The sequence below is a fragment of the Caballeronia sp. A2-2 genome (assembly GCF_057612605.2).
Map to the genome: position 1 here is coordinate 2,149,345 of NZ_CM172587.1, position 20,116 is coordinate 2,169,460.

At 58.4% G+C, this 20,116-nt stretch carries 25 protein-coding genes and 1 tRNA gene; 13 read left to right on the forward strand and 13 right to left on the reverse strand.

What is annotated here, in order from left to right; all coding sequences use genetic code 11:
* Positions 1-1,003 precede the first annotated feature (1,003 nt).
* The 7 genes from tssF (at position 1,004) to ACZCWR_RS10225 (ending at position 10,473) form a co-directional block, all read left to right on the forward strand.
* A complete protein-coding gene (tssF, locus tag ACZCWR_RS10195) occupies positions 1,004-2,905 on the forward strand; it encodes a type VI secretion system baseplate subunit TssF (protein ID WP_487300647.1) in 1,902 nt (633 codons plus the stop codon).
* Between the two features lie 82 nt (positions 2,906-2,987).
* Complete coding sequence (locus ACZCWR_RS10200; protein WP_487300648.1) at positions 2,988-5,534, forward strand: type VI secretion system Vgr family protein; 2,547 nt, start codon at positions 2,988-2,990, stop codon at positions 5,532-5,534.
* Positions 5,531-6,442: a DUF4123 domain-containing protein gene (locus ACZCWR_RS10205; protein ID WP_487300649.1), complete on the forward strand. Its 912-nt coding sequence runs from the start codon at positions 5,531-5,533 to the stop codon at positions 6,440-6,442. Before ACZCWR_RS10200 ends, ACZCWR_RS10205 begins: the two co-directional genes overlap by 4 nt.
* 650 nt (positions 6,443-7,092) lie before the next feature.
* Entirely contained in the window at positions 7,093-7,533 is a 441-nt protein-coding gene (locus ACZCWR_RS10210; RefSeq protein WP_487300650.1) for a DUF3304 domain-containing protein, read from the forward strand.
* A gap of 17 nt (positions 7,534-7,550) precedes the next feature.
* Entirely contained in the window at positions 7,551-9,248 is a 1,698-nt protein-coding gene (locus ACZCWR_RS10215; protein ID WP_487300651.1) for a phospholipase effector Tle1 domain-containing protein, read from the forward strand.
* 380 nt (positions 9,249-9,628) lie between these two features.
* On the forward strand, positions 9,629-10,126 hold the full coding sequence (locus tag ACZCWR_RS10220; protein WP_487300652.1) for a heme-degrading domain-containing protein: 498 nt from the start codon (positions 9,629-9,631) through the stop codon (positions 10,124-10,126).
* Between the two features lie 8 nt (positions 10,127-10,134).
* Positions 10,135-10,473 (forward strand): DMT family transporter, encoded by a 339-nt coding sequence (locus ACZCWR_RS10225; protein WP_487300653.1) that lies wholly within the window; start codon positions 10,135-10,137, stop codon positions 10,471-10,473.
* Positions 10,474-10,497: 24 nt separating this feature from the next.
* On the opposite strand, the gene ACZCWR_RS10230 is transcribed toward ACZCWR_RS10225, so the two are convergent.
* Entirely contained in the window at positions 10,498-10,848 is a 351-nt protein-coding gene (locus ACZCWR_RS10230) for a hypothetical protein (protein WP_487300654.1), read from the reverse strand.
* A 206-nt stretch (positions 10,849-11,054) separates the two neighbouring features.
* Here ACZCWR_RS10230 and ACZCWR_RS10235 point away from each other — a divergent pair, with 206 nt between their 5' ends.
* The 5 genes from ACZCWR_RS10235 (at position 11,055) to ACZCWR_RS10255 (ending at position 13,786) form a co-directional block, all read left to right on the forward strand.
* Positions 11,055-11,324 carry a hypothetical protein gene (locus tag ACZCWR_RS10235; protein WP_487300655.1) on the forward strand — a complete coding sequence of 90 codons (270 nt, stop codon included), beginning with the start codon at positions 11,055-11,057 and terminating at the stop codon, positions 11,322-11,324.
* The gene (locus tag ACZCWR_RS10240; RefSeq protein WP_487300656.1) at positions 11,321-11,677 is read left to right on the forward strand and encodes a hypothetical protein; all 357 of its coding nucleotides are present in this window, start codon (positions 11,321-11,323) and stop codon (positions 11,675-11,677) included. The genes ACZCWR_RS10235 and ACZCWR_RS10240 overlap by 4 nt, the downstream gene beginning before the upstream one ends.
* Positions 11,678-11,757: 80 nt before the next feature.
* Positions 11,758-12,042 (forward strand): DUF1488 family protein, encoded by a 285-nt coding sequence (locus ACZCWR_RS10245; RefSeq protein ID WP_487300657.1) that lies wholly within the window; start codon positions 11,758-11,760, stop codon positions 12,040-12,042.
* A 216-nt stretch (positions 12,043-12,258) separates the two neighbouring features.
* Positions 12,259-12,441, forward strand: a complete 183-nt coding sequence (locus ACZCWR_RS10250; protein ID WP_487300658.1) for a hypothetical protein — start codon at positions 12,259-12,261, stop codon at positions 12,439-12,441.
* A 244-nt stretch (positions 12,442-12,685) separates the two neighbouring features.
* The gene (locus ACZCWR_RS10255) at positions 12,686-13,786 is read left to right on the forward strand and encodes an enoyl-CoA hydratase/isomerase family protein (RefSeq protein ID WP_487300659.1); all 1,101 of its coding nucleotides are present in this window, start codon (positions 12,686-12,688) and stop codon (positions 13,784-13,786) included.
* A gap of 15 nt (positions 13,787-13,801) precedes the next feature.
* On the opposite strand, the gene ACZCWR_RS10260 is transcribed toward ACZCWR_RS10255, so the two are convergent.
* Positions 13,802-14,230 carry a hypothetical protein gene (locus ACZCWR_RS10260; protein ID WP_487300660.1) on the reverse strand — a complete coding sequence of 143 codons (429 nt, stop codon included), beginning with the start codon at positions 14,228-14,230 and terminating at the stop codon, positions 13,802-13,804.
* 131 nt (positions 14,231-14,361) lie between these two features.
* On the reverse strand, positions 14,362-14,601 hold the full coding sequence (locus ACZCWR_RS10265) for a hypothetical protein (RefSeq protein WP_487300661.1): 240 nt from the start codon (positions 14,599-14,601) through the stop codon (positions 14,362-14,364).
* Between the two features lie 160 nt (positions 14,602-14,761).
* Here ACZCWR_RS10265 and ACZCWR_RS10270 point away from each other — a divergent pair, with 160 nt between their 5' ends.
* Entirely contained in the window at positions 14,762-15,244 is a 483-nt protein-coding gene (locus tag ACZCWR_RS10270; protein ID WP_487300662.1) for a hypothetical protein, read from the forward strand.
* A gap of 23 nt (positions 15,245-15,267) precedes the next feature.
* Here the strand turns inward: ACZCWR_RS10270 and ACZCWR_RS10275 are convergent, their stop codons facing one another.
* The 10 genes from ACZCWR_RS10275 to ACZCWR_RS10320 form a co-directional block, all read right to left on the reverse strand.
* Positions 15,268-16,005 carry an SDR family oxidoreductase gene (locus tag ACZCWR_RS10275; RefSeq protein WP_487300663.1) on the reverse strand — a complete coding sequence of 246 codons (738 nt, stop codon included), beginning with the start codon at positions 16,003-16,005 and terminating at the stop codon, positions 15,268-15,270.
* Between the two features lie 110 nt (positions 16,006-16,115).
* On the reverse strand, positions 16,116-16,319 hold the full coding sequence (locus tag ACZCWR_RS10280) for a hypothetical protein (RefSeq protein WP_487300664.1): 204 nt from the start codon (positions 16,317-16,319) through the stop codon (positions 16,116-16,118).
* 27 nt (positions 16,320-16,346) lie between these two features.
* Positions 16,347-16,736, reverse strand: a complete 390-nt coding sequence (locus tag ACZCWR_RS10285) for a DUF5594 family protein (RefSeq protein WP_487300665.1) — start codon at positions 16,734-16,736, stop codon at positions 16,347-16,349.
* Between the two features lie 30 nt (positions 16,737-16,766).
* Positions 16,767-17,069 carry a hypothetical protein gene (locus ACZCWR_RS10290; RefSeq protein WP_487300666.1) on the reverse strand — a complete coding sequence of 101 codons (303 nt, stop codon included), beginning with the start codon at positions 17,067-17,069 and terminating at the stop codon, positions 16,767-16,769.
* 165 nt (positions 17,070-17,234) lie between these two features.
* Positions 17,235-17,310: transfer RNA gene (locus ACZCWR_RS10295), tRNA-His, on the reverse strand.
* Positions 17,311-17,443: 133 nt separating this feature from the next.
* Positions 17,444-18,448, reverse strand: coding sequence for a tRNA dihydrouridine(20/20a) synthase DusA (gene dusA / locus ACZCWR_RS10300; RefSeq protein ID WP_487300667.1), 1,005 nt, complete (start codon positions 18,446-18,448; stop codon positions 17,444-17,446).
* 75 nt (positions 18,449-18,523) lie between these two features.
* Positions 18,524-18,967: a lytic transglycosylase domain-containing protein gene (locus tag ACZCWR_RS10305; RefSeq protein ID WP_487300668.1), complete on the reverse strand. Its 444-nt coding sequence runs from the start codon at positions 18,965-18,967 to the stop codon at positions 18,524-18,526.
* On the reverse strand, positions 18,964-19,311 hold the full coding sequence (locus ACZCWR_RS10310; RefSeq protein ID WP_487300669.1) for a hypothetical protein: 348 nt from the start codon (positions 19,309-19,311) through the stop codon (positions 18,964-18,966). The genes ACZCWR_RS10305 and ACZCWR_RS10310 overlap by 4 nt, the downstream gene beginning before the upstream one ends.
* Before the next feature lie 3 nt (positions 19,312-19,314).
* Positions 19,315-19,698 carry a hypothetical protein gene (locus ACZCWR_RS10315; protein WP_487300670.1) on the reverse strand — a complete coding sequence of 128 codons (384 nt, stop codon included), beginning with the start codon at positions 19,696-19,698 and terminating at the stop codon, positions 19,315-19,317.
* 209 nt (positions 19,699-19,907) lie between these two features.
* On the reverse strand, positions 19,908-20,108 hold the full coding sequence (locus tag ACZCWR_RS10320; protein WP_487300671.1) for a hypothetical protein: 201 nt from the start codon (positions 20,106-20,108) through the stop codon (positions 19,908-19,910).
* Between the last annotated feature and the right edge of the window lie 8 nt (positions 20,109-20,116).

The following is a 20,116-nucleotide window of genomic DNA, read 5'->3' on the forward strand; positions in this document are numbered from 1 at the left end:
CACGTTTCTGATTGCTGTCGCAGCAAGTCGTTCGGAAACGTCGTCAAAGTTGGCTAGTAAGTAAAGCCAGTTCAAGTTCTTTAATGGCTGTCGCTCGAGAGAGTGCGGCGATCGCGTTTAGCCCCAACTACATTTCCAGCAGCCGCAAACATGGTTCTGCGATTCTCGCACGCGCGCGATGGCTATCGCTGCACTGTCGTTGCTGCCAATCTACTCGATTGCATAATTGTGATGACTTCGCGTCTTGATTCGCGCAAACAATCCGTTGAGCTTCCGGACTAGTCTCTGCGAGTGGCCTGCAAGTGGCCTGCAATGCGGGGCGTCGATGTCATCGATACATTGGTTCGGACTCGCCTTGACGCTTATTCGACAGGCAACGCCTACAGCGCGAATCACGCGACATCAGAGGCCGAATGCCGATGCTTGTCGCTCAGTTGATGGCCTAAGCGATGAATGTGTGGTTGCCTTGCCTCGGCAACCGGTGATGTTACGACTAGCTTTTGTGTGTACTTGATCGCAGAAGCCAAGTCATTCATTGCGCGTACAGCGTGAACTGATTCAGGGCGGAATTAGGCTTCTTGCACGCAGCTTTTACAGGCCTATTCAACGAACGCAATCCGCTTCGACGTTCGCTCCATTCGCACGTTCGCTATTCGGCCCATGCCATTGGGCGAGGCAAAGATGATCCGATGTCATTCAAGGTCGTTCATGTATAACGCGACCTAAGGATTCAAGCGGCCGGTTGTCGATCCAAGTGTGAGGCGGGAATAACCCGAAAACGCCGCGATGCTGATAGCAATTAACTTTAGGACGATTCCCGCATCGAAATTTAGGGTTGGAGCCTAAAATCGAGAGATAAACAGTTCAAGGGAATTCCAATGCGAGGTTTCGCGGCTTCATGCACATTTAAATTAAGTAGTCCTCTTCCCAATCAGCTGTGCTTGTGTGTTGCGGCAACTGTCGGCGTGCAGCCGCTCCCTCGAGAGAGTTGAAACTGTCAAGCATGGATCCGCGTTTATTGGACCTGTACCTCGACGAGCTTCGCTACATGCAGGCAATGAGCGGCGAGTTTGCAGCAGAGCACCCGAAAATCGCCCGTCGACTTGGTATGGTGGGAGAGGAGGCCGGTGATCCTTATGCGCGTCGCCTGCTTGAAACATCCGCTTTCGTAAACGCACGTTTGCAGCAGGGCTTCGCCGACGAGTTTCCGCTGCTGACTCAGGCGTTACTTTCGAGCGTCTATCCGAACTATCTTGCTCCAACGCCGTCGATTGCGGTCGCACGCTTCTATCCGGGTGGCGAGTCAGCAGGGTTCTTGGCGGGGCACACAGTCAAAAAAGGCACTGATCTCACATCTCATCTTCCCGATGCGGAAACAACGCCTTGCGTGTTCCGCACGACGCAGGATGTGACGCTTTACCCGCTCGCTGTGGAAGATGTGCGACTCACCGACGTTCCTCCCGATCTCCAGAGGCTGGACCGTTATGTCCCGCCTGAGCGGCGCGTCCGCGGCGCCCTGCGTCTGCGCCTGCGCACCATGGATCACGCCCCGTTCGCTTCCTTGCAGAACTTGGATCTGCTTCCGGTATATCTGGCGGGCGATGAGAAGACCGCCTCGCACTTGCACGAGCTGATCCATACCGCCGCGCTGGTTTCGATCGTGGGTGAGCCGGGACGCTTTGGTGAACCGGGCTACTCGCCGCATGTGGTGCGCTCGAACGCTGTTATTCAAAACGGGCTCGCCATCAACGAAGCCGTGTTGCCACTTGTTTCGCCGCAGTTTCATGGACACAACCTGTTGCAAGAGTATTTTGCCTGCCCCGCGCGGTTTTTCTTTTTCACATTGACAGGACTCCGCGCGGGCTTCGCATGCATTCAGGGTTGTGAAGCTGAGGTTATCGTGCTGCTGGACCATTCGACGAGCGATTTGGCTGGTCGAGTGGACGCAACCATGTTCGCGCTCTTTTGTTCCCCGGTCGTGAACCTGTTTCGCGCGCGGACCGCGACCGCATCGATTCACGATGGCGGGCGACGCGTTCATCTTGTGCCTTTCGAGCAAAGCCCGCTTGACTATGAGGTTCATTCGGTGGAACGCGCGATCGGTCAGGTCAGCGAGGACTCGGACGAATTGCTGTTTCGTCCTTTGCATCAGGCAGTGCTGCACGACGAGCAAGACCGAGGAGCGTACTTCACGGTGTTGCGCGAGAAGCATGTGTCGAAAGCCAAACGCCGCGCCTATGGTACGCGTACGCCCTACATCAGCACCGAAACGTTCCTGTCGCTCGTCGGGCGCAATGGCGAAACTTACGACCGCAGCGACGATGACCCCATCAATTATCTGTCGGTCGATGCATGGCTGACCAATCGCGATCTGCCGGGACTGCTGCGCTGTAACGGCGTGCGCGATCTGAACATGCGCGCTTCGGCAGCAATCGCGAGCATTGGCTTCGTGCGCGCACCCAGCCGGTCGAGACCGTCGCTGGCCACAGGCAAGAATGCATGGAAACTCGTCGCGCAATTGAGCATTGGTTTATCGGCGTTCGATGACGGCTTCGACGAAACGCATCAAGGTGAGGGTCTGCGTCGCCTGCTGCGTTTGTATCTGTCCGACTACATGCAAGCTCAGCAACTTCAGGTCGAGAGCATCATCTCGGCGACGCTCAGGCCGTTGTATTGCGTCATGCCAGGCAAAGTTCCACCAATGGTCCGTGCACTTGAGTGCACGGTGAGCCTCGATGAAAACGGCTTCGACGGCGTGAGCCCTTATGCGTTCGGGACGGTTCTTGAGCACTACCTTGCCCGTCACGCATCTAGCGGCTCCTTTACTACAACGGCGTTGCGTTCGAAGCAGCGCGGGCACCTTGCGCAATGGCCACCACGCGCGGGAACACGAACCGCGGGCTGACACAGAGCCAGACAATTGATCGCTGCCGCGATTTACCACACGGTATCGCCGTGACCTTTACCAAAATAATCAGAGAGTATTCATGTTCAACCCCCTACAAACGCGCACGTTGAAAGTTGCGTGCGATTCCCTGCCCACTTGGGCCGGGGTCGACGTGCTCTTTGTGCAACGCGTGAGTGGCGTCGAGGCGCTTGGCGAGCTCTTCGAATATCGCGTGGAGTTGGCAACATCGGACCTTCCGACCTTGCCGGTGTATAGAGCGCGCGAACTGATTAAGCCCGACGAGCTGATCGGCAAGCCAATTGCTGTTTCCATCGAATTTGAGGGCAAGGGCACTTTCATTCCTGGAATGCCAGGCAATTCAGGCGCGGGCAACATTGGCGCGGGTGTGCGCACGATCGACGGCCTCATCACCGAGGTGCAGCATACCGGCAGCGACGACCGGCGCGCCTACTATCAGTTCACGGTTCGACCGTGGCTCTGGCTTGCGAGTCAAAATCGTGACAGCAGAGTGTTCCAGAACATGAGCGTTTTGGAAGTAACGGACGAGGTATTCAAAAGCGGAAAATATATCTTCCCATGGACGGCGCGTCTGGCGGCGGTTGCGCTGAACAACAACGTCTTCCCGAAGCGCGACTTCATCCGGCAGTTTTGGCAGAGTGACTTTGAATTTCTGAGCCAACTCTGGAGCGAATGGGGCATCTACTATCTTTTCGATGGAATGACGCTCGTGCTTTGCGATTCGCCCGGCTCACATAAGAGGCATCATAACGTCTATGACACTGTGCTGTATCACCCGTCGGAGAGAAAGCGCATCGACGAGGAGCATATTCATCGGCTGCAGGTATCACGTCGCATCACTGCAGGCGATGTCACGCTTAACGACTATGACTACACGCGCTCGAACGGCAAGTTCGATGTGAATCAGTCGCGCCATAGCAAGGCGTCGTTCGACAACATTGAGCAGTATCACTGGGGCGATTACACGCAGCCGCTGGCAGGCGCGATGGGCCTCTCGGGGACGCCCAACGATTACGACAATGAGGGCGACTATCTCGCTCGCGTGCGCGTGGAAGCACTGCGCTGCGAGCGCTTGCGTCTTCACGGCACGGGTAATTTGCGTGGGCTTACGACGGGCAAGCTCTTCACCCTCAAGGGACATCCGGTACAGGACGTGAACCAGCGGTATCTGGTGGTCTCGACCTCGCTCGATGTACGCAATGCCGATGAGCTGACCGTTACTCCCGGGACCGACGCACAGTATCACTGTGTGACGAATTTCGTGCTGCAACCGGCCAATACATTCTTCAAGAGGCCGCCGCAGGCGAAGCCGCGAGCGCATCCCGAGACAGCAGTGGTGACGGGACCGGAGAATCAGCCCATCTGGGTGGACGGATACGCGCGAGTGCGCTGTCAGTTCAAATGGAATAGGGTCGGTCAGAATGATGAGAACTCGAGCTGCTGGATTCGTATGTCACTTCCGTGGCATGGCGGACCGCATAGCTTTATCTCGGTGCCGCGCGTCGGCGATGAACTGACCATCGGATATCACGAGGACGATCCGGATAAACCGTTCATCATGGCTAGCAAGGTGAATCAGTTCAATCAGCCTCCTTTTGAATTGCCCAGGAACATGGCGCTCACGGGACTGGTGAGTCATGCGCTTCAAGGTAGGGGGCATAACTACGTCGTCACCGATGACACGCCGGGTCAACAGCAAGTGCAGGTGGCGAGCGATCAGGCGAATTCGCGGCTGGTGCTGGGGTATAACACACGAATTAAATATAAGGCGGGCCGGGAACAGGCGCGCGGGCTTGGCTGGGAATTGGCCACTGATGCCTGGGGCGTGCTGCGTGCCAATCAAGGCATGCTCATCACGACCGAGACACGCAGCGGTGCCGGCAACCCTGCCAAGGACATGAGCGAGACGGTGCAGCGGCTCACGACTGCGCACGATCTCCATGAAACGTTGGCGAAGCTTGCACAAAAACACAAGGCTCAATCAACAGGTGCGGATCAGGGCGAGCTTGTTCGCTCGATCGACGAACAAAACGAAGGCATTCGTGGCCACGCATCGGGAGATGGTCGCGATTTCCCTGAATTGGAAACGCCTCAGCTGACGTTGGCAAGCCCTTCTGGAATACAGACCACGACAGCACGAAGCACGCACATTGCGAGCGCACAACATCTGGGACTCACCACGGGAGGTGACGTGGGGATTGCAGCTGGCCGTTCGTTTTTCGCCAGCGTCGCGAACGGGCTATCGATGTTCGTTCATAGGGTCGGCATAACGCTTGTTGCAGCCTCCGGCAAAGTCCGGCTTGAAGCGCAAAGCGATCAGATCGAAATAGTCGCCAAAAAAGCAATCGAACTGATGAGCACGACGGACTGGATTAGCCTGAAAGCTAAGCGGGGAATCCGCTTGAACGGCGGCGGAACAGAAATCGAGATCAGCGAGGCCGGTATTTCGGGATTTTCCAATGGTCGCTTTACCATGCATGCAGCGGGCCATCAGTTTGCTGCGCCTCAGGAGCGCGTCGCCCAATTACGAAGTTTTCCGGAGCAAATCACGCCAGATTGCATGAAGTCAGCCGCCCGTGCGCGTGCTTCAATTGTGGAGCGCCAATGAATCTGCCCGTTAAAGGTTTTCTACCCGCCCAGCCAACGAGCGCCGACGGCATAAAGAAGTCTATTGCCGCGACCCCTCAGTTGAATGAAAGATCCCGCTTGAATTTGCTCTTTGACGCGGCAAACCATCCAGCCGGGCTAGACGCCGTCGAGCAGTACGTCCGTCGAACCAGTGCCTCGATTGTCAATCTCCTAGAGCATTTACCCGAGGGTGACTCGCGTGACGTGGGCTTTTACCTGGTGGCCATCGATGCGGGACAGGCTGAAGAGGTTCTCGAGTATTGGGCTGATCCGAAGATTCAACCTGCGGGCATATGGCTCTGGAGTCAGTCGGACACCCCAACGCTTGCAGCGCATTTGCGGCAGTTCATTCTGATCCAGCATCAGCCGAAAAGATCGGGGCTTTTGCGACTTGCTGATCCACACACGTGGTCCGCACTGACCAATGACCTTGAGGGTTGCGTTGGTCAGATGTTGTGCTCATCGCTTGACGTCTGGTGGATGGCCGATATGGATGGTCAATGGTATTCATCCGCCCCGGCACGACGGTCAAGCGATAAACCCGCTACACCGATGGTTTTGAAGGAGCAGCACGTCGCGAAACTCATCGACGCAATGTGGCCGATACAAATTTATTTCGCATTGCATCCGACGTCAGAAGAACTTCCAAACTTCGGTACGCGGATGACGCGTCTGGAAGCTATTCGTGACGAACATGCAAGAGCCAAGGATTGGGGCGGAAGCGACGGACGAGACTTCGTCATGTTTTCAAGCTTGGCGGAAGCGTTTGGAACAAACTTCGACAAAGCACCACACATTCAACAGGCGCTAAAACAGGGTAGAGATACGAGGATAAAGCTTGCTGACACTTTGCGCTCTATCCCGCTTGAATATTGGGAGAGGGTATAGCCGGTTCCACGCTTGTGCCGATGGCAAACGAGGCGAATCAAGCCAAAAGCCAGCGCCCTGCGCGAAAGCGTAAGTGAAACACCGCAAATCAAATCGCTGGGTGCGCAGGCGATGGCGCAGGCGGCGGAAAAATGTTTGCTTAATAAAGGGAAAGGCGGGAACGAATGGACCTGCTGTGCTGAAGTCACGCTTGGCTAGCCGGTTCAAATAACTTGGACGGCCAGCGCGACAGGTGCGCAATATAATGCAGAGATGTGAGATAACGGTCGCGAGTTAATGGTGGTCGTGCCAAATCAGATGACTCCAAGCCGACAAAGGTATCTTGAACTGCACTTCTATACCCCGACGCATATTGAGTGTGGCTTGGCTTGCTCCTTGGTATTTTGAGTTGGTCAACTGAGGCTGATACATCAAGATTTAAAAATCAACACAGCGAACAAAGGCGGGAGTATCTGTTGAACCCGCTATCCGAATGGCCTGCATCGAAGCCGTTCGTGATCGACATGAAACAGCTGAGGAATGCAGTGGATGCGACGCATGAGACTTTGTCCTATGTTCGGGCTTAGTAACGGAAGAGCGCAAGTCGGCACTCATTCACGGACCAAGCGTAATTTAAAAACCGCAAATAAATAGTGATGTTGGAAGAAAAGATGAAAAAACTCTTGGTACTTATATGTTCGATTTTTCTGGCGTCGTGCACACGATCAGAAAAATATACTGTTACCCTGGCAGGATTCAATTACACAGACAGGCCCATCGCAGGATACGCAGTTGATGGTGCGGGCGGCGGAAATATGTTCGCCAATCAACGGAATGGCGGAAGTGGATGGGCCTGCTGTGCTGAAGTCACGGTTGGCCAGCCTGCCCATATAACCTGGACGTTTAGTGCGACTGGTAAGCAATATGATGCGGGGCTTCGATATGAAGATCACGACTTGACGGTAGTCGTGCCCAAACCAGAAGGCCCTAAAAAACCCCAATATCTCGAGGTGCACTTTTATTCAAAGAGCCGCGTCGAACTACGTCTCGTCTCATTCCCCGGCAGTGCACGATGGCCTGCGGGAACCGACGCTTCAAAATTTGACAATTAAAACGATATTAAAACAGCATGGCAAAAACAAGTATGAATGTTGCAGACAAAGCGAATCGCGCGTTTAATAAGGCAGACAGTGCCTCACAAAGTCCCTGTTATGTTTGCGAAAAGATGCTGTGGCTGTCCTTTTTTTTCGACGCACCTCGTTGCGACGTTGTCGAAGATCTCGGTCACCCAGATAAGATGACGAATGTGGGGAAGTTATTTTCTGCGCATATTGAAACTGATCCTGCGCGTGGCGTTTATCGAATTTATTACAATGGGCTACAAAAATCTCTAAATACTCCAGATATTGCAAAGACGGGCACTCAGGAAGAAATAGGCAACCAAAAGCTGAGCAAAGAGTTCGAAGATAAAGTAAAAGATGCAGGCAAGGATGCGCTTAAGGATACGGCGAAATCGCATAAAATTGAGCTTGGTTCAATGAAATCACTCCTTAACCCCAAAACTTGGGCTAATGTATTTGCAAAAATTGTGATTTCCACAGGGGCGGAAACAATTGGATCCGTACGCGATAATCGGCTTTTCAGCAGCTTTACCGGGTCTGGCGTAATTACACGAGTCAATAACGCCATTCAGAGTTTCAAAAATGCTGTAGACGCGCATACAGAGGAAATAGTCCGGATTCGAATAGCAATATTTGGTGCCGATTTTGGGGCTGCAATCGCTCGGCTATTCGCGAACAAGTTGATCAACGGAAGCATGACCATCAAAGGAGACAAAATATTTTATAAAAATGCCGAAATTGAATTTGTCCTGATGGGACTTTTCGATTGCGTATCTGCACGAAGCAAGAGTTTGGTTAATTCTATGGCGTTGGACAAGGCAAGCCTTGGATTTTATTCGCAAGGCTTGGATGGACCAATGGGAATCCGACAACAGTTTCGACGTGTTTATCATGCCGTTGCTGCGCATGAGAATAGGCTCTATAAGCGTATTGATAGCGTTCGTAAGTGCTCGGCACCGACTGTCAAAGAGGAGTTGTTTGCCGGCGAGCAGAAAGACGTCGTCGGAGGACACCTTCCCGGCGAGCAGAAACGGAGTAATCAACTCTCGCGAATTCCGTTGCGTCGCATGTATTCAGAGGCTCTGCATGCGGGCGTGCCCCTTCGTTCACTTGATCAAATAAGCAGCGCTGATCGGCCGTTGGCTTTGTCGTTTGCTTTAAGCGACAAACTCACCGAAAACGGAGTTCAAGCAGATACCGCGGCGCGCATTCGGTCGTTATTTGAACCGCCGCTAAATGCCGGCTCGCTCGAGGAAGGGTTGGCAGCCGGCGCTCGACAGCGCCTGCACTGGTTGGCAAGTGTATTCGGTGTGCCGGAGAAACGGGAAAAGTACGCTAAAATCTTCGACCGGTTAGATACGCAAATTCATGGAATTCAGAACGCTTTCAACGATCCTATTGCGAGAACCTCCCTATATCCGGCGGACGTCGTCAATGCGTCGCTACGGAAGGAACTTAGTGCCGAGCTGAGCTTGCTGAACTCGTGGCAGCGCGACTTCGAGACTTTTAACGGCCAATATCGTCAGCCGCTTTCGACGGCGGATGTAGCTAATTCTGCAGTCTTTGAGCAATTCATCCACGATGCTTTTGCCGAAGAGGCCGGCGACCGCCTCGACCAAATGGAGAGCAAATTAACTACGGGACCGGCGTATTGGGGCTATCTCACAGTTCGTCCAATCGACGAAAGCGACAAGTTTACGGATTGAACACCTGTGCGTGAGCGTGAAACCAGTGTTTGATGGCGATCTGCTAATTCGATACCTTGATCGCTGGCTCTCACCTCACTGCTAGGCAACGTCCTCATCGGACAACTTGAACGCTTGTCAGAGTTTGCGCGGACCTGCAAAGAAGCGCGGCGAAGTCGCTGGGCATCTTCCTCTCGGAAGAAGCCCGCACTCGTCGTCGCTTCTAACGGTTCTTAACTGATTGGGATCAGTCAAGTGATCCGCGGATACTTTTGTGCTTTCGCGTTTGCTCACGTTACGGTCATGTCGCATTACCTCGCCTTCATGGCCGCGCTAAACGTTCTCGCGCCACACGCGCATGACACAATTCCTCGACGCCTCGTATCCGGAGACTCATCGCCATGGACATCACACACGATCTGCAAATCATCGCGCATCAGGAGCGTACGCTCGCGTTCGCGCAGTTCCATGCCGAACAGGCGTGGCAACTCGGCACGCAACTGCGCGAGATGGCGCTCGCGCGCGATGCCGCCATCGTCATCGATATACGCGTGCTCGGGCGCACGCTCTTTCACGTCGCGCTGGATAACACGTCGCCCAGTAACTCGCGTTGGGCCGAGCGCAAGGCGAGGACCGTCGAGCACTTTCATCGTAGTTCGTATGCGATCGGTCTGAGCCTGCAACAGGCGGGCACGACGCTTACCGACAAGCACGGCCTGAACCTGTCCGAATACGCGTCGCACGGCGGCGGCTTTCCGTTGCGCGTGACGGGCGTGGGTGTGATCGGCGCGGTGACGGTGTCGGGCCTGTCACAGCGCGACGATCACGAACTCGCAGTCGAGGCGCTGTGCGCGGTGCTCGGGATTGAATTCAGCACGCTCTCGCTGTCACGCGCCTGATAAAAAAGATGCGCTCCACCGCCTATGTGCTCCTCGCCATCGCCATTGTCGCGGAAGTGATCGCGACTTCCGCGCTGCGTGCATCCGATGGCTTCACGCGCGCGATTCCTGCGTGCATCGTCGTGATCGGATACGGGGTGTCGTTCTATTTGTTGTCGCTGACGCTGCGCACGTTGCCGGTCGGCATCGTCTATGCGGTGTGGTCGGGCGCGGGAATCGTGCTCATCACGCTGGTCGCGACGCTGCTGTTCAAGCAGACGCCCGATTTGCCCGCGATGCTTGGCATGGGCCTGATCGTCGCGGGCGTCGTCGTGCTCAATGCGTTCTCTAAGATGAGCGCGCACTGACCACGCGAGACGGGCTGAACGCGGTTATTTGCAGCGGACGATCATCGAGCGATTTTTGACGTTCGCCGAAATGACGTTGGTGACGCCGCCGCCCGTCGGACCGCCTTCCTCGTTGTCCTTGGAAACGATGTCGTAACCCGTCGCGCCGCAGGCCTTGCCCGCGAGCACATAGCAGCTTGCCCAACTCGTTCCGGCATCGGCGCCGCTGCAGTTGACGGCATAGCCCGTCTGGCCATCGGGCAGATTGATAAGCGATGCATCGCTGGACGACGCACACGCGCCAAGACTCGCGACGACCAGCGCGGCGGCACCGAGGGCCACGCGACGCCATGCAGGCAGGAAAGGTCGGCGTGCGCGCCGATCGGATCGATTCATCTTCAGCTTCACCTTGATTTTGAGATGCGCATTGTCCCATACCCGCCTTACGTGACGATAAAGCGCCTGTAGGCCTTTAACGGCGGGCGCGGCGCTTGCGGAGCTACATCAATGAAGGCTTAAAAGAACTTTTTCCCGCGAAGCACGCCTTACCAACGATCGTTCGGTTTTAATTGCCGGCGAAAAAATCAAAAGGGAGAAGCAAGATGGCGGAACGCGTGACAGGACCGTATCGCGGTTATTACATCAGCGCAGCGGCGCGGCTCGTGCAATCGGGCGATCCGGAAGAGGCGCGCGAGGCGCCCATCTATGTCGGTTCGGTGAGTTTGGCGCAAGGCGGTCCGGACGATGTGCATCGCTTCGAGGCGCTCGTCGATCTCGGCTCGGAGCAGCGTTTCGAAACCGAGGACGAGGCGCTCAAATATGTCGAGGAAGCGGCGCGCGAATACATCGACCGCCTGCTGCGTGCGACATGATGCGCCCCGTCCACCTTCGCAACGCCGTGCTTTATGACGTCGCGAACTGCCTCATGGATTTGTTTCCGAGCGGCGCGGATGTCGCCGAAGTCGGCGTCGAAGCCGCGCCCGCGTTGTTCGTGAGCTGGCGCACCGGCGGGGTGGCGAATCATCCGGGCAATATCGCGTGGGGCGTGCATTACCGGTTCGACGCGCTGTTGCTGCGCGACTATCCGCATCTGCCGGAAGAAGAACGTCAGCGTGTCTGCGAGCGCGTGCGCGAAATGAGCCGTCAACTCGATTTCAACTACGCCGACCCGCTCGCCAGTTCGCTACTGGTCGTGGATGTCGGCCATGCGGTTCTGACCGCGTGATTCGTCATGCTGGACCGCGTGCCGGACACGCGAGTACCATATTCGCCGAATCGCTCCGCGCTCAAGCTCCCGAGATCACCATGGACATTCATTTTCTGCCGGATGCGCCCGGTTATCGCGACGCCAATCTCACCATCGAATTCGCCGCGCTCGTGGATGGACGGCGCGTGCCGTGCGCGATCTCGGTCGAAGCGCTCGAAGATCACTTCGGCGTCAAAAGCTACGACAGCGACGGCTGGATCGGCGCGTTCGACGCAGCGCGAACGCGCATCGAAGCGGTCGCGCGTGAGCACCTGCGTGTGACCAACGGCATGCCCGTGCTCCTCAAGAGCGGCCATTTTCCGCCGGGCCGTGTGATCGCCTGAATCGGGCGAAAGCGGCTCTTACACGCAATCGTGTAAGAGCTTCGCGCGTGCTCCGCTGTGCCGGGTTACATATCCTTACGCTTGCGCGCCCATCGGAGTAGCATCGCCCGAAACGACGCAGCGGCGCGCTCCGTTCGGCACGTGTTTTGCTCGATTGCATCTGCTTGCCTCTGGCTAGTTGCGAGCAAACCACTATAAAAGTCGCGCGGGGTCGTCATGCTTCATTCCTTCTTGCACGCACTTGTCGAATCGAACGCGTTGTGGCTCATGTCAGCCGCGCTTGGCGTGCTGGTGCTTGCGCTTTACATGGTGATCGCATCGGTCATGATGCGCGAATCGGACGAGCCGTTTTACGCTGCGCCGCAGCGTCCGGACGACGAGAGCAAGATGATTGTCTGAGCGGCGCGGCGACGGCGGCACAGGCGTATCGGCGAGTGCGGTGAAAAGCACGTGAACGCGCACCGGACGCGTGCACGAACGAGCCCGCGCGCGTATCGTTGAGCATGAATGCGCATGCACGCGAACCCGGATTGCCGGGGAACGTTTGCCATGCGTCCGTCACATACCGCGCCGGAACCAAAAGCTCACGAGCGCATTGCCGAACTCTGTCACCGAATAGCGAACCGACCCGAACTCCAACACGATGACCACTGAAGACATCCGTATCGACTCCGCCAACGGCATCGGCTTCATCGCGCTGGATCGTCCGAAGGCGCTCAACGCGCTGACGGCTCCGATGCTGCGCGCCATCAGCGAGGCCTTGCGGGCCTGGCGTCACGATCAGGCGATTCGCGCCGTGATCGTCTACAGCCCGCACGTGCGCGCGTTTTGCGCGGGCGGCGACATCCGTTTTCTGTACGAATCCGCGAAGGCGGGCGACCGCGACGCGATCGACGCTTTCTTCACCGACGAATACAAGCTCAACCACGCCATTTTCACTTTCCCGAAGCCTTATGTCGCGGTGATGAACGGCGTCGTGATGGGCGGCGGCATGGGCATTTCGCAGGGCGCGCATCACACGGGCGGCCTGCGGATCGTCACGCAATCCACCAAGATGGCGATGCCGGAGACGCGCATCGGCCTGTTTCCTGACGTGGGCGCGAGCTGGTTCCTGGCGCGCGCGCCGGGCGCGATCGGCCGCTATCTGGCCGCGAGCGGTGCGAGCATGAGCGCGTCCGATGCGCTGTACGCCCGCATGGCCGATGCTTATCTCGACGATGGCGCGCTGCCCGGGCTGATCGAATCGCTGCGGCATCAGCGCTTTCTGGACGGCGTGGAGATCGTGCGCTTCGTGCAGAACGAAACCACGCGGTACAAGGTTGCGCCGGTGCTCGACAGAAGCGAACTGGCGCAATCGCGCACGTTCATCGACAAGCACTTTGCCTCGGGCAACGGCGCGGCGATTCTGGCCTCGCTCGAACGCGATACGAGCGACTGGGCCGCGCGCACGGCGGCCGAATTGCGCGAACGCTCGCCGTTATCGGTGGATGTCGCGCTTCAGCAGATCGATCGCGCGAAGTTCTCCACGATGGCTGAAACGCTGCGGCGCGACCTCGATCTCACGCGCACGATTTTCGAACGTGGTGACGTGGTGGAAGGCATTCGGGCGCGCATCGTCGACAAGGACAACAAGCCGGCGTGGAAGGTCGCGCGCGCCGAAGATGTGAATGCAAAGGACGTCGAGCGGATGTTCGAGAGCGCGTGGTTGGCGTCGGCGCATCCGCTGCGGTTGTTGAAGGACTGAAGCGGACCGCGACGTTCAGTTCGATTCGCCATGTCCCGCCATGAAGGCGCGCATGAAGACGAGCGCGCCCCATCCCCAGATGGCGTTTGCGATCAGACCCGGCGTGAGGCGCGGCAGCATGTTGCCGCTCGGCCAGACGCCGCGCGCCGGATCGATGATGAACGCACCTACCGCCGTCAGCACGATACCGCCGAACACCAGCGAGCCGATCCACGGCGCGCCGCGCTCGGGCGACACGCGCAGCAGCCACGCCATCAGCACGGCGAAAATCGCGCTCCATAGCGCATTGGCGATGAATTCGGGAATGCCCAGCGGCAGGAACGGCACGGTAGAGAAGCCAGCGGGATCGATGACGCCTGCGGCATGCAGCAGCGCCAGCGTCGATTCTCTGAAGAACAGTGCGGCGAGAAAACCGGAAACGAACGGCAGAATGACTTTTTGCATTGGCTGGAACGCTTGCGGCGGGCGAAACCGCGCTTTCTCCGTTTATCGTGAACGAGCGCCATTATAGGGGCCGCGCGTGGCGTTCCGGTCGCTGTGACGTCGATCTTTCAGGAGAATCAGGACAACGACGCTTACTTCGCGATCGCGTCGCTCGCCGGACTGTGATGAAGCATGCGGTCGCTGTTTGGCGGTGCGGCAGGACGTTTCACGGGCATGTTGTCGGGGTTGTCGGGACGCGCGGTGTTGGCGGCCGGTGCGCCCGGTGCGCTGGGAGGCTTGACCATGGAAGAATTGTCCGCGGGCGCGGCGGTCTGAGCTTGTGCGGCGAATGCAAGGCAGAGGAGGGTAGCTGCCGTGAGCGTGGTTTTCATGATGGTTATCTCCGCGAGACGGCCACGGGAAGTCGCGGCTGCTTTTGGATATTGACCGGCAAGAAAGGGAAAGATTCGCGCGATTGCCTCGGAACCTTAATCGGAATAAAGAGCGGCTTCCGCACGTTACGACGATAGCAACCCTCTCGCTGCCCTCGTCATGCGTGTAAGTGAATATGCCGCCGTCGCGTTCGTCTGTGTGTCGCTGCTGTCATGGGCGAACGCAACGCGCGCGCAGAACTACGAAGATCCGCTCGATCACACCGGCGATTGCCGCGCGGTCCTGGAAGATGCCGATATCGATGGCGTCACCGAGCCCGTCGCCGCGCGCGCCTGCTTAGGCCCCGACGGCTTCTGGCAAATCGTGCGCGATAACGACGCGAGCGTCATCGTGTATCCGACCGCCGCGTATCCGTATGCCGATCCGTGGTACTACGGGCCGCCGATTTTCGTGGGCGTCGGCGCGAGCTTTGTGTTCATCGACCGCTTTCATCACTTTCACCACTTCTATCGCGCCGGGCACGGGCATTTCGGCGGCTTTCATCCCGGATTCCATCCGTATGCCGGATCGCCGCATGGTTTTCATTCTTATGGCGGCATGAACGGCGGATCGCATGGCTCGGGCGGCGGGCATCATCGCTGATATTCGCCGCCCGAGTGCGTGGCTTAAAGCTGGCTCATGCCGCCATCGATCACGATCTCCGTGCCGACGATAAAGCCCGATTCCGGCGATGAAAGATGCAGCACCGTCGCCGCCACTTCGCTCGACTTGCCGAAGCGTCCGAGCGGAATTTGCGCCAGAAGTTGCGCGGCGGCGTCATCGACGAGGCCGAGCTTTTCGTGCAACGGCGTCGATACCGGGCCGGGACTGACCACGTTCACACGCACGCCGCGCGGCAACAACTCCGCTGACAGCGTCTTCGCGAGCGACACGAGCGCGGCCTTGCTCGCGGCATAGACCGAGGACATCGGCATGCCGATATGCGCGTTGATCGAACCGTTCAGCACGATGGACGCGCCTTGATTGAACAGCGGCACGAGCGCCTGAAGCTGAAAATACGGCCCTTTCACGTTGATCGCGAAAGTCTCGTCCCATGCGTTCTCGCTGATGTCGGTGAACGGACCGAAGGTGCCGATGCCCGCGTTGACGAACACCGCATCGAGCCGGATGTGTTCATCGGTCAGACGTTGCGCGAGTTCACGCGCGGCCGCCACAGTACCCGCGACGTTGCGAATGGCGATGGCATCCGCGCCGAGCGACGCACGCGCCGCCTCCAGCGACGCTTCATCGCGTCCCGTGATGACCACGCGCGCGCCTTCGTTGGCATAGGCTTGCGCCGCCGCCAGACCGATTCCACTATTGCCGCCAGTCACCAAAACCGTCTTGCCTTCGAAGCGATTCATGACGTTCTCCTTGTGAACGTTGATCAGTGTGGAGGCATTATGGGCGCGGCTTCGCGTCGTGCCGTGCGGCTTTATCGATGCAGACGTTCGACAGAATCGAACGTGTTCGGTCAGCGGTCGTCGGCCATTGCCTTGAGACGGTCGGTTCCTGCGTCGCGGGCGGCGTCGGCCGTGGAAAAGTTTTCTTCCGAGACCATCGCGCGCCGGACCTCGTGCGCCTCGAAATCGACCAGCGCGATCACCCACACGAATCCGCCCGCCTGTTCCGCGGTCTGCACGAAAGCCTTGAATTTCCCTTCATTCGACGATGCCATGTCTGTCTCCGGTTTGGTTGTTCGGGATCACGGCTCGAAGTCCAGTCCGCCGAGCAGCACGGCGGCTTCGGCCTGCGAGCACGATTTCAGATCGACCTCACGCACGCCCTGCCAGGCGTCGAACTTTGCGTCGATCGAATCGAGATAACGCAGAAAACGCGCCTCGCCGCCGGGTTGCAGCAGGCGTTCGATTTCATCGTCGTCCCAGGTCAGGGTGATATTCAGGTCGAAGGCGTAGCGGCTCGCGCGTTCGCCCGATGCATGACGCGCAGCACGGACATGCAAGCGCGAAGGCAGCGTCGAACCTTCATGAACGATGCAATCGATCCGCACGCGCGGGCCGAGCAGCCCCGCCACGCGCGCGGCGATGCGCGGCAGATAGTCGGATTCGAAACGGAGCGCCTGTTGCTTGTTCACCAGCGCTTCTCCGTCGGCGTGGTTCGGCGTTCAGATGCCCGGCAAATCTTCCAGCGATTTCTCGATCTGCCCGTCCTGCACGCGTGCCTCGATGCCGACATGCCCGTTCGTGTAAGGCAACGCGCTGACTTTCGGACCGAGAAACGTTCGGCCGCCGAGATGGAAGAGCGTGCGCACTTCCTGGCCGTTCTTGATTGCATCGACGACGTGCTGGACATCCACGATGGCCGTGGGTGCTGCCCAGTCGTTCGTGCCTTGATCGAAGCTGCTCCAGCGCACGTTGGTCACACGGTCGTTGACCCAGCGTACGCCGTCGATCGCCAATGTCGTCATGGCTGCCTCCGGTTGTATCGGATGGTCGGATGGGACTATTCAACGATGCTAGCACGCAGTTCGTGGTGCGTTGCGGCGTTCGACGCGATGCCAAAAAGGCCGGTTGATTCGGTGCGCCAAAACAAAAACGGCACTGTCTTTTGCACAGTGCCGTTCGAAAATTCTTGGGGTGGCTGATGGGACTCGAACCCACGACGACAGGAATCACAATCCTGGACTCTACCAACTGAGCTACAGCCACCACGGACAACAATTCTCGGATCAAACCCGCTTTCAGAGACGCGTCCAATCGAGAAGCGAGATTATACGAACTAGAGTTGCGCTTGCCTAGTCCCTGCGAGCATCTTTTTCCTGCTCTCGGCGGTTTCGGAGATTTAAAGCGTCGCCGGTTCCATCGCGTCACGCAATTGCGCACGCGCTTCATCGAAAATGCTCAGATCGCCTTTCGCGAGACGGCGGCTGTCGGACAGCACGCGCCGCCATCCGCGCGCACCCGCGACGCCGCGATACAACCCGAGCGCGTGACGCGTCACCGCGCCGAGGTAAGTCCCGCGCGCCAGTTCTTCCTGCGCATATGCGATCAACCCGGCCTCGATTGCTTCACGCGAGGGCGCCGGGGAATTCGCGCCGTAAAAGCGGTGGTCCACATCCGCTAGCACGAAGGGATTGTGATAAGCCTCGCGGCCGAGCATCACGCCATCGACGTGTTTCAGATGCTCTTCCACCTCGTCGAGCGTCTTGATGCCGCCGTTGATCGAGATTTCCAGATGCGGAAAATCGCGCTTGAGCCGATACGCGTAGTCGTATTTGAGCGGCGGAATCTCGCGATTCTCTTTCGGGCTCAGCCCTTTGAGGATCGCGTTGCGCGCATGGACGATGAACACCTCGCAGCCCGCATCCGCCACCGTGCCGACGAAATCGCGCACGAACGAATAATCTTCCGCCGCGTCCACGCCGATGCGATGCTTCACCGTCACCGGAATGGACACGGCATCGCGCATCGCCTTCACGCAGTCGGCGACGAGGCGCGGCTCGTTCATCAGACACGCGCCGAACGCGCCGCGCTGCACGCGTTCGGACGGGCAGCCGCAGTTGAGGTTGATCTCGTCGTAACCCCAACGTTCGCCGAGTTTCGCGCAGGTCGCGAGATCGTCCGGCTCGCTGCCGCCGAGTTGCAGCGCGACGGGCGCTTCGGCGGGCGTGAAGGCGAGATGACGCGCGACATCGCCATGAATGAGCGCGCCGGTCGTCACCATCTCCGTGTAGAGCCACGTATGGCGCGACACCAGCCGATGCAGCGAGCGGCAGTGACGGTCGGTCCAGTCCATCATTGGAGCGACGGAGACACGGCGGGGGCTGATTTTTGATGCGGCGGACATGGGCTGATGAAAACGAGGCGGGGAATGTGAGATTTTACCGCAGCGCGGCAGCGCTAGCCGGGGCCGAAGCTCCGCTCACATCGTCGGCCGCAACTCGCCCCAGCCCACCAAAATATCCTGAATACTCCGCGCATACGCATCGCGCCGTTTCGGCGATTCGGAATGGTACGCGCCAATCGCCTGCCACGTATTGCCGTACTTCACCATCTTCTGCTTGAGCAGCCACGCAGCGACGAACACATTCACGCAAGGGTCCGTCAACGCGCGATGCGGAATCCCGTGCCGCGCCAGATCGGGAAAATGAATCGAGTTGATCTGCAACTGACCGATATCGATCGAGCCATTCGAATTGCGGTTGATCGCGCTGGAATCACCCTTGGATTCGCGCCAGGCAACCGCGCGCAACACCAAAGGATTCACGCCCTGATAAGCACCGGCTTGCTCGAAGCAGTCATCGGCTCGCACGGTGTCGAACGCGAGCAGCGCGCACAGGATGAGCAAAACGCGCAGCCTGTTCATCGCGTCAAAGCGGCATCGATGCGCGCTTCCACGTCTTTCAGGTAAGTGCGCGAATCGTCGGACACCACGAGACGCGGTTCGGGACCATTGCACTTGCAATCGGCCACGCGATGCACCTTCTTGCCTTTCTTCGCGCTGGCCTTCGAGACAGGCGCATCGTCGTCATCGCTGCTGACGGGCGGCAGCATCGCGAGCGTGGGCAACGGCGGATAGACCTTCAGTGCGGCGGGCGCGAGCGAGGCCACCTGAATCGCCTGCACGGAGGCGGGCGCGGATACATCGAGCGGACCGGCGCAGACATCCGCGCAAGAAAGCAGCGCGGCTGCAAACAGTGAATAACGCATGGTTCAGCCTCCCTGCGTGGGCCGGATCGACACGCTGTATGTCTGACGCGCGCCGGCCGTGAGGTTTTCCAGGCTGAGTTTCACGGAATGACGCGCGGGCACGCCTTTCCAGATCGCCTGATTGATGAAGGAAAAATCCTGCGCCAGCGCCGTCACGCGGATGGTCGTCGCCTGCTTCTGCGCGGCAGCGAGCGCGCCGGCCTTGGCAAGCACATTGGCCAGTTGCGGGTCGCGCGCGCCGAGCGCATCGGCGGGAATCTCGAAGGTGATGACGCCAGTTTCGACCGCCGGTTTGTCAGCAGGCGTCGCCGCGTTTTGCGCGGGCATCTGCGCGCAGCCGGACAAGGCCAGCGCACAGACCACGGAAAAGCTGACGAGAAAAGTCATTGCCGATTTCACAGGCAACTCCCGGAATGTTCGTGGTGGTACTCAAGTTTTCGGCGCGGCGTCCGCCGACTTGATAGTCACGAGCAATCGATCAGGGAAATAGCAAGAGTTGACTCGCAGGCAGACGATTTGGAAAAAACGCCTGCGCGGACGGCGGGGGAAGGGATCGTGAAGTTGCGCGAGGGCAAGAATTACCTGACGGCGAGCCTTCAGAGCGTGGTCCACCAGGCGCGCACAGTCGGCTCGCCATCGAGCGCGCGCAGGAAATCGGCCGCGAACGCGTTGGTCGTGGCGTGCCACTCCGGCGTGTCGACCGGCAAGTCATCCGGGTTTTTCAGACCGCGCGCGTGGCGGATGATGGCCACGGCTTCGCTCAGGGCCGCGATCGAATCGAGGGTATGGGTGTTCATACCGGGGT